Source organism: Dyadobacter sp. SG02 (genome assembly GCF_900109045.1).
In the GTDB taxonomy this organism is placed as follows: Bacteria; Bacteroidota; Bacteroidia; order Cytophagales; family Spirosomataceae; genus Dyadobacter.
In genome coordinates this window covers 66,927-81,711 of record NZ_FNYL01000019.1, presented here as the reverse complement: position 1 = coordinate 81,711, position 14,785 = coordinate 66,927, and the positions used below count along the sequence as shown (strand labels likewise).

Below are 14,785 nucleotides of genomic sequence, written 5' to 3'. Positions count from 1 at the left end.
TTATCGAAACATTCTATGATTTAAGGTATTGTCACTTTTCCAAGAACGCCACCTTTGAGGGAGGCTCCTTCTACATTCACGATTCCCAGGTCGTAGGTTCCGGGCAGCAGGGAAGAATGGGGTATTTCAATGTCAAAACCTTTGTCGTACTGCCTGAAAAAGTTGCGTCCGGTATACTTGTGCGGCTCCATTTTGAAAAAATACAAGCGTTGTCCGTTACGCGCAAATGCATATTCACCATCCGAGCGGGCCGGGGAAATGGTACCTTCCGGATCGTTCACGTAAATCCCTTTGTCGCGGTGGGTAATTATAACCTGCCGTTCAACGGGAAATGCCGTTGTTAGCGCATTTACCTGCCTGCCGAGCTCGTTTCCTTCCTTCGGGTACGTATAAACACCGTTTTGAACCAGGTATTTCATCACATTATCGACATACCGGGCCGCTTCCGAATAGGGCACGTGGCCCAATCCGAAACCATTATGCTCCTGATTGTAGCCATTCATCGTGTAATACTTTCTGCGTTCGGAAATAACCGGCAGGTACGAATAGATCGAAATGCCCCAAATCGCTAACCCTACCAATGCAGCCCCGCGCAACGCGAGCTTTCGCAGCTTTTGGTTTTGGGTTGAAACAACAAATGACAAATAGGTAACGATCAGAAAAAGAGCCGGATAGATCTTGTAGTTACTCACGATCATCACAAAGAAACCGAACCGCGGCCGCAACAGCCCGATTATCAAAGCTTCCACGAGTAAAAAGCTGAGAATACCGAGCAAAAAAGCATTCAAATTAGCCGTACTATCACTTTGAGCGTCCGTTGTACCGTTTTTAAACCAGCCAAATGTCCGTGCGAACCAGGGCGTAAGCTGCCGCCAAAGCCATATTACCACCCAGATCATTGCAATAAAGGCCATCAGCACCGGCAATGCCGAGCGGACAACAATGCTTTTTTCAGGAAAGAAATCGAACAGCCCTCCCAGAAACGCGAAAAAGCCCAGCGCCGATAAATGAGGATATTTGGCAAAAAACGCGAAACTCGACTCGTTCCCCTGCGCCGACATGCCGTAGAAGTACAACCCTACCGCCACCGCACCCACCAAAATCCACGCGGCCAACTGCTTGTATTGCGACCGCAGCAAAAGCACCACTACACCAGCGGGCCACACGAAAATACCGCTGCTCATCGCGTATGTAGCGCATACGCCCGCCAGTAATGCGCCCGCAAAGCGCTTTCCTGAGAGCAAAAACATCGACAATACCACGAAGAAGACCACCGGCTGATGCTGCCATCCGCATATTGCCCAGAGGAATATCAGGTGGTACTGAAGTTGAAAAAGCAGGAAAGGCACGGGCAGAAAATACCACGCGCTCAGGTTCGAGCGCTTGAATGCGCGCCAGAAAACCGACAAGGTACCTAATGTAAAAACCGCCGCACCGATGTGCAGGAATGTAAAATTGAGGTGCCCCGTAACCCAATAGTAAACCAGCGTGGCCAGCTTACCGATCACCATCCTGTGTTCATTATTGGGTTGAAAAAGGAGTTTCAAACGTTCCGGCAACGAATCGTTCGTAATCCATTTGTGCAGAAAATCCGGAAACGGATCGAAATCGTCGTACCAGGGCAAGTTTACGGAATAGTAAAGGATCACCCCAACCCATAACGCCACGGGCACCGCCATTGCCAGGAAGAGAAGCGGCTTTTTATTGCTGTTGTCCACCTTCTGTATCTTTCATGTAAATGGCTTCCTTGCCAAAATAGCCGGCCGTGCATTTGTTCCACCAGTGGGTACGGTCGGTTTTAATATCGTCGTCCACGAAAATCGTCAGTGGTTTCGAGCGGATGGGCGGCAGGTAGAGGATGTTTTCCTGCGAATTCTTGATCAAAGCGTAACGCTGGTACATTTCCTTATCGAATGCGACCGCTTTGCCCCTCAAAAGATCGGAATACATCATTTTGACATTGCTGCTTCGCAAGAACGACAGCGCTACGGACACCAGAAGCACGGCGGAGACGATGCCATACCGCACGGTTGTGAGCGTCAGGAGGGTAATCTTTCTCTTTTTAAAATAATGAAAAAGTACGCCGATGATATAAAACCAGCCGATGAGGAAGAAGAAATATACGCAATTGATCACGCGCGGAGTCGGCTCGATTCCTACCCCGTAATACGAAGGGAACAACTGCGCCGACAGCACGCCGATAAACAATAACACCGCATACCAGACCGGGATCGAGAAGTAATTGCGCGCGCCTTCCGACAGCCGCGAGAGCACGAACAGCCATGCCAGCGTGAAGAATATCAATGGCGTCCGAAAAACCCAGTTGTAGCCCAGGTAAGCCAGCTTTTTGAAGGAAGAAATAACGGAAAACGGAATATTACCCCCCAGCGGATTACCACCAATACGTGCCGCATTACCCGGTGAGGCGAAATAGAAATAGCAGGATAGCGCAGTAACGACCGCCATCGAAATCATAAATGCATCTACTTTCCGGTGGAAAAGTACCCGGTAAGCCAGCCACGCGCCTACCAGCAGCACCATGATCAGCAGGTTGGTTTCACTGCTTCCTATCACCGCAAATATCAGAAACCCGGACAGCGCGCCCACAAACAACTTCGCAGGCTGGGTATCCTGGCGGTACCAGCGCAGCACGAGTACGATCCAGAGCAATGTGAGAATATTCGGAACGGTGTAGGTCACAAATGCCGCCATCCAGTAGAATGCCTCCGAAATACTCATCATTTTGAGGATATACAGGAAGAAAACCACGCCTGCAAAGCCCAGATGCGCCAATCGCGACAAGGTGGGTGTGAGGTGCCGGAACAGGCTGTACAATGCGAATACCATCCCGAGCAGCAAAACCACCGGTAATATCTTGAAACCAATGATCGAATGGAACAGCAGCGGACTGGTGTGGTTGAGGAAAATACCGAAATAGCGGCCTGTCCATTCGGTATAATACAGCTTCATGGCGTCGAACCAGCCGATTTTGAACACCGTATCGATATAACAGAAATCGTCCGCCGGCGACGGATGGTTGAAGTACGAAAGCGCCAGCAACGGCACGAGCACGGTCAGCATCAGGGCAATGTTGACCCAGTTGCCAACAACCCGGTATTTTCTATAAAATCTATTCATTGACAATTTTTTCTATGATATAGCGTGGACGGCCTTTTACTTCTTCATAAATCTTACCGATATATTCGCCGATCAGGCCAAGCGCCATCATATTAAATCCACTAAAAAAAGTAATGGGCAGCATCGTCGACGTCCAGCCCGCCACGGTATGCCCGATCACGTACGAAGACAGGATGTAGACCACCATCAGCATCGCGATAAAGAAATTGACAAACCCGAAATACAGCACCAGGCGCATCGGGAATGTGGAAAACGAGGTAATGCCGTTCCAGGCAAACAGCAGCATTTTGCTGAGCGGGTATTTTGTTTCGCCCGCCTCGCGTTCCAGACGGCTGTAATATACCTTTTCGTTTTTAAAACCAATCAGCGGCACAACGCCGCGGAGGAACATATTTATCTCCCGGAAGTTACCCAGCTCTTTCAGTACACGCTGATCCATCAAACGGAAATCGGCGTGGTTGAACACCACCGGAACCCCCATTTTTTGCATTAACACATAAAAACTCTCGGCAGAAAACCGTTTGAACCAGGAATCGGAGCTGCGGTCGCTGCGCACGCCGTACACGACCATCGCTCCCTCGCGGTGCTTTTCGATCATGGCGGTAATAGCGTTGATATCGTCCTGCAAGTCGGCATCGATGGTGATGAAGCTGTCGAAATCGTTGACATGCTGTTCCAAACCGGCCATAATAGCGCTCTGGTGGCCGAAATTCCGCGACAAGCCAACGCCGATGATAGTAGAATCCTTGCTGCAAATGTCCTCGATGATTGCCCAGGTTTTATCCCGGCTCCCGTCGTTCACAAAACAAATGCGACTGTCCCCGGCGATGAGGCCCTGCTCCTTGATACCGTTGTAGTAGGTGTTTAATTTAGCATACGTCTGGTACAAAATTGCTTCCTCATTGTAGCATGGTACGACTAAAAGTAAACGAGCTGGATTCATAAGTCACCCTGTTGGTTTAATCGACAAAAATAGCAGTAATAAGTTAATAAGCTCCTTTTATGCCCACCGGGCCATTAATATGACCTATTTACCGGCTTCAATTATCTTACGGTTGTTTTTCTTCATAACGGTCGTAGTCAGCAAAGGATACAGCAGTACTGCGAGCAAAATCAGCAGCGTACCCATGTAGAACCCCTGCGTCATCCGTTCCTTTTCTCCGAAAATAAAAAAGGCCAATGCGATGCCGTAAACCGGTTCGAGGTTAATAGTCAGGTTAATGAGATAGGCTGAGAACTGTTTCATCAGTTGGGTCGCCATGGTGCTCGCGTACACTGTACATACGAACGCGAGGAACAATATCCAGATCCAATCGCCCGGTGCAGGGATAAATGGCGCACCGCCGTTCCAGTTTCTGCTCTCTGAAATCCCCAAAAAGAGCAGCGAAAACAATGTAGCACCCACCATTTCATAAAAAGTGATCACCCAGGCGTCGATCCGTTGGACGAGGCGGCTATTGGCCACGGTAAAAGTCGCCGCGAGCACGGCAGAGGCCAATGCGAGTCCGAGGCCTAATGCATGGTCGAATTCAAATCTGAAAACCACATACAGGCCCGCAAATGCCAGGATACCCAGCCCGACTTCCAGCGGACTGATTTTCCTTTTATTGACCAATGGCTCCAAAAGGCTCGTCCAGAGCGAAGTAGTGGCCATTCCGGCGAGGCAGACCGAAGCCGTAGAAACCCGCGCCGACGCGAAAAACAGCATCCAATGCGCCGAAAGCACGAAACCCACGCCCAGCATCTTCACCAGATCGCGGCCCGCCGCGGCAAAGCTCTTTTTGAATGCCAGGATCACAACCCCCAGCCCGATCGCCGCAAAAAGCGTCCGGTAGAGTACCAATGCAACCGGCGAGATCGTCACCATGAGGCCCACGATGGCTGTGAAGCCCCAGATCATCACCAGAAAATGCAAATGCAGGTACGAGCGAACGGAGGAAGACGACAGCATATTTACCTCGGCAATGTTTTGTAAAGCAGCACCCCGATCAGCGAAAACACGATATTGGGCAGCCACACGGCAAAAAGTGTGTTGATCGTGCCCGCCTCGGCCACGCCTTTCGAAAGCAGGAAGAACAGGATGTAAATAAATGCCAGCATAAAGCCCAGGGCAATCTGCCAGCCTACCCCGCGGCGGCTCTTTCTGGCGGAAACGATCACACCGATGGCCGTCAGGATCAGGATCGCGAACGGTTGCGTGAAACGGGTATACTTTTCTATCAGATACACTTCCAGACCGTCGGCTCCGCGGCTTTTCAGCAGGTCGATATACGCGTTCAGCTCCGGTAAGGTGAAAGTTTCGAACAGGTTATAGTCGCTTTCGAAGTCTTTGGGTGAAAGATTAATGGTCGTATCGATCTCCGTTCCGCGACTCAGGCGTTCGCCGAGGCTATCGAGCGTGCGTACCTGGTAATTTTGCAGGGTCCATTTCTCCTTTTTTGGTTGCCAAACGATCTTTTCGGCGTAAAACTTTTGAAGCATTTTATTTCCCTTGATCGTCTCCATCGTGAATTTATTCCCGGTCTGCGTGGTGGTATTATAGCTTTCCAGGTACGCATACACATCGGGCGCGATGGTGATATGCACATTATGCCCGCTGAAATAGAACTCGTTTTTTACATAAGTTTTTTCAAACCCGTTGCGGATTTTGTTGGCTTTGGGCAAAACCCATCCTACCTGAATGAACGTCAGTATCCCCAAAACTATGGCGCCGGCCATATAAGGCATCAGCATCCGCGTGAAACTGATCCCGCTGCTCAGCATCGCGATGATCTCCGTACGCGCGGCAATGCGCGACGTGAAGAAAACCGTGGCGATAAACACCATCAGCGGACTGATGTAATTGATCCAGTAGGGAATCAGGTTGAGGTAGTAATCGATAATGATCTCCCTGAGCGGCGCTTTTTTGTCGAGAAAGTCATCCACCTTTTCGGTGTAGTCGATCATACAAATAATCAGTACGATGACGAACGCCACGAACACGTAGGTAATCAGGAAGTTTTTGATCAGGTAACGATCGAGGATTTTGAAGTTCATGGCTGGTTATGGTCTCATCGGCGCTGTACCAGCAGGTTTTTGGACACTTCGAGACTGATAAACAACGTCGGGCCGCCGTTAATCTGTACGGACGCCGACTTGTCGTATTCGTTAATTTCTTTCACTTCTATCACCGCCCCAAGCGTAATCCCCGATCTATCAAGATGTTGCAGAAAGGAAGGTGCATGGTCGAGTACCCCCATCATTAACACTTTTTCACCAACGTGCACATCGGTGAGGATTAAATAATCGGGTTCGGTAAGGTTTCCTTTGGCATCCGGAATGGGGTCGCCATGTGGATCGAACTTCGGGTGCCCGAGGTATGTGTCGAGTTTTTCGACCAATACTTCCGAGGGAATATGTTCCAGCTCTTCGGCGATGTCATGCACCTCGTCCCAGCCGAAACCCAGCTTTTCTACCAGAAAAACCTCCCAGAGGCGGTGCTTGCGAATCACTTTGATCGCCACTTTCTCCCCGCTTTCCGTCAGCGTTACACCCTGGTATTTTTTATAATGGATCAACCCCTTGTCCGCCAGCTTACGCAGCATGTCCGTCACGGACGCCGCGCGGGTGGACGTGCTCTCGGCGAGCGCGTTCGTGCTCACTTCTACCCCCTCGCGGCCGGAAAGTGCGTGGATGATCTTTAAGTAATTTTCTTCTGTGAAAGAATTCTGCATGCCCTGTAAGCCCCGGTTACCAATCTTGAATATCCGGCAAAAGTACGATTTACTATCTGTAAATTAAAAAATTTAGACTAACCTAAAAATATATTAAGAATTTCCTTATCTTTGTTTTCAGAGAACTAAATTGTTTATTTCGGAGAGCAAGGAAATGATTGACGATTTGAAAATAGATAAGTCTTTGCAAGAGAAAACGCCGGACCACAGTGGCCAGCTCCGCTCGCTGTCTGAAGTTCACTCCTCAATTTCGGTACCTGAGGGAGTGGGTTTCTGGAAAAAAATGGCTGCATTTACCGGTCCGGGCCTGATGGTGGCCGTCGGCTACATCGATCCGGGCAACTGGGCCACCGATATCGAGGGTGGCTCGCGGTTTGGCTACACATTACTTTCGGTGATCCTGATCTCGAACCTTTTTGCTATGCTTTTGCAGCATTTGTCGCTGAAACTCGGCATCGCATCCGGCCGCGACCTTGCCCAGGCCTGCCGCGATTACTATTCCCGTCCCGTATCGTTCGTACTCTGGTTGCTTTCCGAAATCGCCATCGCCGCCACCGACCTTGCTGAAGTGATCGGCTCCGCCATTGCATTGAACCTGCTTTTCGGGCTCCCATTGCCCGTCGGCGTCGTGTTTACCGCATTCGATGTACTCATTGTTTTGTATTTCCAGCAAAAAGGATTCCGCATTATCGAAAGCATTGTAGCAGGGCTGATGAGCATTATCCTGCTCAGCTTTGTGTACGAAATGATCGTCTCACAGCCCTCACTGGCCGGTATCATGGGCGGACTTTTACCGAAAAAAGAGATCGTGACCGACCCGGGAATGCTTTACATCGCCATCGGTATCCTGGGCGCCACCGTGATGCCGCACAACCTGTATTTGCATTCCAGCATCGTCCAGACGCGTAATTTTAAAAGGGATGAAGAAGGAAAACGTTCCGCGATCCGCTTTGCCACCATCGACTCCACGGTATCGCTGGCATTGGCATTCTTCATCAACGGCTCCATCCTGATCCTGGCCGCCTCGGCATTCCACGCCAACGGCCATTATACCATCGCCGACATTACCGACGCCTACCACCTGCTTGATCCCGTCCTCGGGGTAAGCCTTGCGGGTATATTCTTCGCACTGGCATTACTCGCATCGGGCCAGAGCTCTACGCTCACAGGCACACTTGCGGGACAGATCGTCATGGAGGGCTTCCTCAATATTCGCCTGAAACCGTGGGTACGCCGGCTGTTGACGCGTGGTATCGCCATCATTCCGGCGCTTATCGTCTCCTATTTGTACGGCGAACGCGGCACGGCCGAGCTGCTGGTGCTGAGCCAGGTAATACTTTCCCTGCAACTGAGTTTTGCGGTGGTACCACTGGTATTTTTCACTTCGAACAGCAAAATTATGGGCCGTTTTGCCAATTCGCGGGCGCTGGCGGGCATTAGCTGGGTTATTGCGCTGGTTATAATCGGATTGAACGGTTACCTGCTTTTCAACACTTTCACCGCATAGTGTCGCATTGACAAATTAAATTGCATGTTGTAATACCTTCTTTGCAAGCGGTTTCCTAACTTTCGCCGTTTTACGAACAGGTGGATGGAATCAAAACACAAAGTTGACAAGGTAACGGCCGCCGGGCTTCTGGTGGCGTTCGGCATTATATACGGCGATATCGGTACGTCGCCACTCTATGTAATGCAGGCCATTATCATGAATGAGCCCATCACCGAAGAGATCATTTACGGGGCGATTTCCTGTATCTTCTGGACGCTCACGCTCCAAACCACTATCAAATACGTAATCCTGATCCTCCGGGCCGATAACCGCGGCGAGGGCGGGATTTTCGCGCTTTACGCGCTCGTACGCAAGCATGCGAAATGGCTCACAGTGCCGGCGGTGATCGGCGGCAGTACTTTGTTGGCCGACGGGGTTATTACGCCGCCCATTTCCGTTTCGTCTGCTGTCGAAGGTTTGCAATTGTTATATCCTAATATTCAGACAGTTCCCATTGTCATCGCCATCCTGACGATGATTTTCATCATCCAGGCATTCGGTACCAAAGTCGTGGGGCGTGCATTCGGGCCGTTGATGGTCACGTGGTTCGTCATGCTCGGCGTACTGGGCCTGAACCAGATCAAAGACCACCCCGAGATACTCAAAGCACTCAATCCAATATACGGGTATGATCTGCTAACCAAGCACCCCGGCGGTTTCTGGATGCTGGGCGCGGTGTTCCTCTGTACAACCGGGGCCGAAGCGCTGTATTCCGACCTCGGTCACTGCGGCCGCGAAAATATCCGGATCAGCTGGATATTTGTCAAAATATGCTTGATACTGAACTACTTCGGTCAGGGCGCATGGCTGATCACCGAAATGGGCAACCTGCTCGACGCACGCAAGCCATTCTACGAAATCATGCCTGAATGGTGGCTGCTACCGGGCGTTGTGATCGCAACATTGGCGGCCATTATCGCCAGCCAGGCCGTTATTACCGGCTCGTTTACACTCATTTCCGAGGCTATCCGTCTCAATTTCTGGCCGAAAGTCCGTCTCATTTATCCCAGCGACCAGAAAGGCCAGCTCTACGTCCCAAGCATTAACTGGCTCCTTTGGCTCGGCTGCTGCGGTGTGGTGCTGTTTTTCCAGAAATCGTCGAACATGGAAGCCGCATATGGCCTCGCTATTACGCTCACGATGATCATGACGACGATCCTGTTCTCTTATTATTTGTATATCAAACGGGTGAACCTCTGGATTGTGATCGCTTTCATGCTGCTGTACCTGTTCATCGAAGGCATGTTCCTGGGCGCCAACCTGTTGAAATTCACGCACGGCGGCTGGTTCACCATCATGGTAGGCACATTGGTCGCGGGACTGATGGCCGTATGGCTCAAAGCATTTTACATTAAACTCAGGCTCACCGAATATACGAAGCTGGAAAAATACCTGCCCGCATTGCACGAGCTGAGCCGCGATATCAGTATTCCCAAATATACGACCCACCTCGTTTTCATGACCAACGCCTCGCGGGCGACGGAAATCGAAACGAAGGTGATTTACTCCATTTTCCAGAAGCGGCCGAAACGCGCGGATGTCTACTGGTTCATCCACGTCGATATTATGGATGACCCTTACACGATGGAATACAAGGTATTGTCCGACGAAGACAATCACGACAATGTGATCAAAATCAATTTCCGGCTTGGTTTCCGGGTCGATCAGCGGATCAATATGTTCTTCCGGAAAGTGGTCGAGGATATGGTTTTGAATAAAGAAGTAGATATTACCAGCCGCTACGAATCATTGAGCAAACAGAACATTACCGGTGATTTCCGGTTTGTAGTACTCGAAAGGTTCCTTTCTTTTGAAAACGACCTCCCATTCCTGGAACAGCTCGTGATGAAGACCTATTTTTTCGTGAAAGATTTCACAACACCGGAAGACAAATGGTTCGGGCTCGACAGCAGTTCCGTTAAGATCGAAAAGGTACCGCTCATTATCCGGCCGGTCGAGAACGTCAAATTAAGGCGCGTTTTCCACTGATTTCCCCCTATAATGCCTTGGAAAGGATCGATATTGCCAGTAACATTGCCGGTATCGATCCTTTTTCTGTTTCAAACCATTCCCTTTACTATTCCAATGAATTTCCTCCGGCACATCGCCATTCCCGTGTTGGTGCTTTTCATGCACTCCATGGAAACTACGGCCCAGAATAAGGTCACCATTCCCATCGAAACCGCTCAGAATGCCCTCGTGCTGCAAACCGACCAGGACAAGCATTTGTCGATCATCTATTTTGGCAAAAAACTCGCGCAAACCACGGAATACGACCTGGTAAGCTCCCAAAACCGACAGCGTGACGGCAATGCGGGCATTTATAACTCGGCTTACACGCCCGCGGGCTCGTGGAACGTCTCCGAGCCCGCCTTGCAGATTACGCACGCCGACGGCAACAAATCGACGGACCTTGTTTATGTAAACCATCAAACCACCCGCGAAGGCGACAATGTGGCTGTCACGAGCATTCAGCTCAAAGATCCCGTCTATGCGGTCGAGGTGACATTGTTTTACAAAACCTACTCCCGCGAGAATGTGGTCGAGCAATGGAGCGTGATCAAAAGCACCGAAAAAGGCGAGATTACATTGAACAAATATGCGTCGGCCAACCTCTATTTTCCTGGTAAGGATTTTTACCTCACCCATTACAATGGCACCTGGGCACGCGAAATGAACCCCGAGGAAGAGCAACTCACGGCTGGTATCCGGGTACTGGATTCCAAGCTGGGTACCCGCGCCAACCTGTTCCAGCCTCCGAGTTTTCAGATTTCATTCGATAAGCCAGCCACCGAAACCGAGGGAAAAGTATTGCTCGGAACCCTCGCATGGTCGGGCAATTTCCGGATGGATTTCGAGGTGGACTCCTATCATAACCTCCGCCTGATCACCGGCATTAACAACTATGCGTCCGAATACCCGCTGGCTTCTGGAAAAGACTTCAAAACGCCTTCTTTCATTTACACATTCTCTGAAAACGGGAAGGGCGAAGCGAGCCGTAACCTGCACAACTGGGCCCGCAAATACCGCATTCTCGACGGCGAGGGCTCGCGTCTCACGCTGCTGAACAATTGGGAAGCGACCTATTTCGATTTCAATGAAGAAAAACTGGCCGGACTATTCAAAGACGGCAAGAAGCTGGGCGTGGACCTGTTCCTTCTCGACGACGGCTGGTTCGCCAACAAATACCCCCGTAACGACGACCGCGCAGGCCTCGGCGACTGGCAGGAAAACATCAAAAAACTACCTCACGGTATTGGTTACCTCGTAAAAGAGGCAAAAAATGCGGGTATCAAGTTCGGTATCTGGGTTGAACCGGAAATGGTGAACCCCAAAAGCGAGCTCTACGAAAAACACCCCGACTGGGTGATCCGCCAACCACAGCGCCCCGAGCATTACATGCGTAACCAGCTCCCGCTCGATTTGTCGAATCCCGAGGTTCAAAACTTCGTCTTTGGCATTCTGGATAAGCTTTTCACGGAGAATCCAGATATAGCCTACATCAAATGGGATTGTAATGCGATTACTTTCAATGCACATTCAGTCTACCTCGAAAAGAGCAAACAAAAGCAATCGCAGCTGTATGTCGATTACGTGAAAGGTCTTTACAAAGTACTCGAAAAACTCCGCGCCAAATACCCGAAAGTACCGATGATGCTTTGCTCCGGCGGCGGCGGACGGGTGGATTACGAAGCATTGAAGTACTTCACCGAGTTCTGGCCCAGCGACAACACCGACCCGCTCGAACGTATTTTCATGCAATGGGAATACTCGCATTTTTTCCCCGCCCTCGCGCAAAGCGCACACGTGACCGACTGGGGCAAGCAGCCCTTGAAATTCCGCACCGACGTTGCTATGATGGGTAAGCTAGGGTACGACATTGTGGTGAGCCATTTGAATGAAAAAGACCTGCAATTCAGCCAGCAGTCAGTCGCCACTTACAATGCAATCAAGGACGTAGTTTGGCATGGAGACCTTTACCGCCTCGTCGATCCGAAGAAAAATGATTTCGCATCGCTGCTTTTCGCTTCTAAAAATAAGGATCGCGCCATTGTGTTTTCCTATCTGGTGAGCAATCGGAACGGCGCGGGGTCGGACATCGCCGTTCGTTTGCAGGGTTTGGATGCAGGGAAAAAGTATAAAGTGCGGGAGCTCAATCTCTATCCGGATACCAAATCGCCGGTGAAGGAAGATCAAATCTATTCAGGAGATTTTCTGATGACGGCCGGGTTTAATCCGGTTGTGAATGCAAGGCGCGCTAGTGTGATTTTGGAGATTTTGGAGGCGAAATAAGAGTTGAAAAACATCATTTTCTTCTTATATTTACAAAAATGTTAATTTAATATAGATCAATCTATACTAAATTGACATTTTTGTAAAACTATGGCAAAAAAGCTAAAACTTCCACCCATATCCGAAGAGCTGGTATTAAGCCGGCTTCGGTTCGAAAATCCATGGTGGATTTCCGGTAAAATCGATCCCGAATACCATAAAATGCAGCCCCGGCTGTACTTTGGACTGCTGCATCAACTGGTGAGCGAAACCGGTGTAAAAAGGGCGGTGGTGTTAATGGGTCCCAGGAGGGTCGGCAAAACCGTCATGATGCACCATAGCATCCAAAAATTACTGGACGATGGGGTCAACCCTGAGAAAATAGCCTTTATCAGTATCGATAACCCCATTTATCTATACATGGGGCTCGAACAACTGTTCTCGCTCGTGCGCAAGGCAGTCGCCAGCGACGACCTCAGTGACTGGTACTTGTTCTTCGATGAAATTCAATACCTCAAAGACTGGGAAGTGCATTTAAAAGTGATGGTAGATAGTTATCCTCGCGCCAAAATTATCGTTTCCGGCTCGGCAGCTGCCGCGTTAAGGCTCAAAAGTAATGAAAGCGGTGCGGGCCGGTTCACCGAATTTATGTTACCTCCTTTGACTTTCCATGAGTACATTCAATTAAAGAAGCTGGATCATCTGATCCGTCCTTCCTCCATTGCATGGAACGGAAATGTCAATAAGTTTTTTACCAGCAGCCACTTAACCGAAGTCAACAAGCATTTCATCGATTACATTAACTTTGGCGGCTACCCCGAAGTGATATTTTCGGAAACCATTCAGGCCAACCCTGGTAGATATATTAAAAGCGATATTGTCGACAAAGTGCTGCTCCGCGATTTGCCTAGCCTTTATGGTATCCAGGATGTGCAGGAGCTTAATGCATTTTTCACAACGCTGGCATATTACAGCGGTAATGAAGTTTCGCTGGATGTACTGTCGAAAAGCAGCGGCATTGATAAGAATTTGTTGAAAAAATACCTGGAATACCTGGAAGCCGCATTTCTCGTCAGGGTTATCCACCGGGTTGACGATACCGCTAAAAAATTTCAGCGAGCCAATTTCTATAAGGTTTTCCTGACCAATCCCTCATTGCGTAGCGCATTGTTTGCTCCCCTTGAAGCCACCGACGATCTGTTCGGTAGCATGGTCGAAACGGCTGTTTTTTCGCAGTGGATACACCGTTACTGGTTCACACCCTGGTATGCCCGTTGGACTAATGGTAAATTCCAGCGCGAAGTAGATATGGTGGGTTTGGATAACAAATCCTTGAAGCCCGCCTGGGCTGTCGAAGTAAAATGGAGCAACAGGTATTACGAGCGGCCCGAGGAACTGAAAAGCATATTGCAGTTTTGCGAGAAAAACAATTTAAAATCCGCTCTCGTGACGACTATTGACAAGGAAGGGACAATCGAAAAGAATGGCATCACCCTCAATTTCGTCCCTTCCTCCATTTACGCGTATACCGTGGGGGTAAACACGCTGGAAATTCGCGGCAAGCTGTGATTATTTCAAATAAACCCCTTCTTCCTCAGCCCTGCTCAAAACCACCTGTACATGCTCCATCAGCGTGGTACTTAACGAATAGCCCACGTAATCGGCATGGATGGGGAATTTGTGGTGGCTGCGATCGACGATCACCGCTACCTGTACCTTTTTCATGGGCACTTTCAGGAATGGCTCCAATGCAAATGCGAGCGTGCGGCCCGTGTTAAGCACATCGTCCGCGATGATGATAACCTGATTCTCTATATCCAGGTCACGGTCGAACAGGATCGCGCTTTGCTGGTGGATATTTTTGTCGAAACGGAGCTCGATCAGTTGCGCGTCGAGGGGCGAAATTGCCGTGAGTTCGGCAACAAGTCTTTTGGCAAAAGCAAAACCCTCTCCGGCGATACCGGCGATGATAATGCCTTTTTCCTCAAAATTCTGCTCGTATATTTCAAAAGCGATCCGGCGTATTTTCTGGCCTGTTTGGTGGGCACTCAAAATCTGACGTCTGGATACCGTGCTGTTCTCGGTCATTGCGGGTATTGGTAAGTTAAAATCC

The 14,785-nt window shown here is 49.8% G+C and carries 11 protein-coding genes; 4 read left to right on the top strand and 7 right to left on the bottom strand.

Features of this window, described 5'->3' with window-relative positions:
• Positions 1-20 precede the first annotated feature (20 nt).
• From BMW93_RS32065 to BMW93_RS32040, 6 genes are all read right to left on the bottom strand, one after another.
• On the bottom strand, positions 21-1,718 hold the full coding sequence (locus tag BMW93_RS32065) for a hypothetical protein (RefSeq protein WP_229241058.1): 1,698 nt from the start codon (positions 1,716-1,718) through the stop codon (positions 21-23).
• Positions 1,702-3,138 (bottom strand): DUF6056 family protein, encoded by a 1,437-nt coding sequence (locus BMW93_RS32060; RefSeq protein ID WP_090386373.1) that lies wholly within the window; start codon positions 3,136-3,138, stop codon positions 1,702-1,704. The genes BMW93_RS32065 and BMW93_RS32060 overlap by 17 nt, the downstream gene beginning before the upstream one ends.
• Positions 3,131-4,081 carry a glycosyltransferase family 2 protein gene (locus BMW93_RS32055; protein ID WP_090386371.1) on the bottom strand — a complete coding sequence of 317 codons (951 nt, stop codon included), beginning with the start codon at positions 4,079-4,081 and terminating at the stop codon, positions 3,131-3,133. Before BMW93_RS32055 ends, BMW93_RS32060 begins: the two co-directional genes overlap by 8 nt.
• 84 nt (positions 4,082-4,165) lie before the next feature.
• Complete coding sequence (locus BMW93_RS32050; RefSeq protein WP_090386369.1) at positions 4,166-5,089, bottom strand: DMT family transporter; 924 nt, start codon at positions 5,087-5,089, stop codon at positions 4,166-4,168.
• A 2-nt stretch (positions 5,090-5,091) separates the two neighbouring features.
• A complete protein-coding gene (locus tag BMW93_RS32045) occupies positions 5,092-6,174 on the bottom strand; it encodes an LptF/LptG family permease (RefSeq protein WP_090386368.1) in 1,083 nt (360 codons plus the stop codon).
• 14 nt (positions 6,175-6,188) lie between these two features.
• Positions 6,189-6,851 (bottom strand): metal-dependent transcriptional regulator, encoded by a 663-nt coding sequence (locus tag BMW93_RS32040; protein ID WP_090386366.1) that lies wholly within the window; start codon positions 6,849-6,851, stop codon positions 6,189-6,191.
• 154 nt (positions 6,852-7,005) lie between these two features.
• Between BMW93_RS32040 and BMW93_RS32035 the strand changes: the two genes are divergently transcribed.
• From BMW93_RS32035 to BMW93_RS32020, 4 genes are all read left to right on the top strand, one after another.
• Positions 7,006-8,358: an Nramp family divalent metal transporter gene (locus BMW93_RS32035; protein ID WP_090386364.1), complete on the top strand. Its 1,353-nt coding sequence runs from the start codon at positions 7,006-7,008 to the stop codon at positions 8,356-8,358.
• An 84-nt stretch (positions 8,359-8,442) separates the two neighbouring features.
• A complete protein-coding gene (locus BMW93_RS32030; RefSeq protein WP_090386363.1) occupies positions 8,443-10,389 on the top strand; it encodes a KUP/HAK/KT family potassium transporter in 1,947 nt (648 codons plus the stop codon).
• A 96-nt stretch (positions 10,390-10,485) separates the two neighbouring features.
• Positions 10,486-12,693, top strand: coding sequence for an alpha-galactosidase (locus tag BMW93_RS32025; protein ID WP_090386361.1), 2,208 nt, complete (start codon positions 10,486-10,488; stop codon positions 12,691-12,693).
• A 90-nt stretch (positions 12,694-12,783) separates the two neighbouring features.
• Positions 12,784-14,241 (top strand): ATP-binding protein, encoded by a 1,458-nt coding sequence (locus BMW93_RS32020; RefSeq protein WP_090386358.1) that lies wholly within the window; start codon positions 12,784-12,786, stop codon positions 14,239-14,241.
• Here BMW93_RS32020 and BMW93_RS32015 read toward each other — a convergent pair whose 3' ends face one another.
• A complete protein-coding gene (locus BMW93_RS32015) occupies positions 14,242-14,760 on the bottom strand; it encodes a phosphoribosyltransferase family protein (RefSeq protein ID WP_090386356.1) in 519 nt (172 codons plus the stop codon). It abuts the gene before it with no gap.
• Positions 14,761-14,785 lie beyond the last annotated feature (25 nt).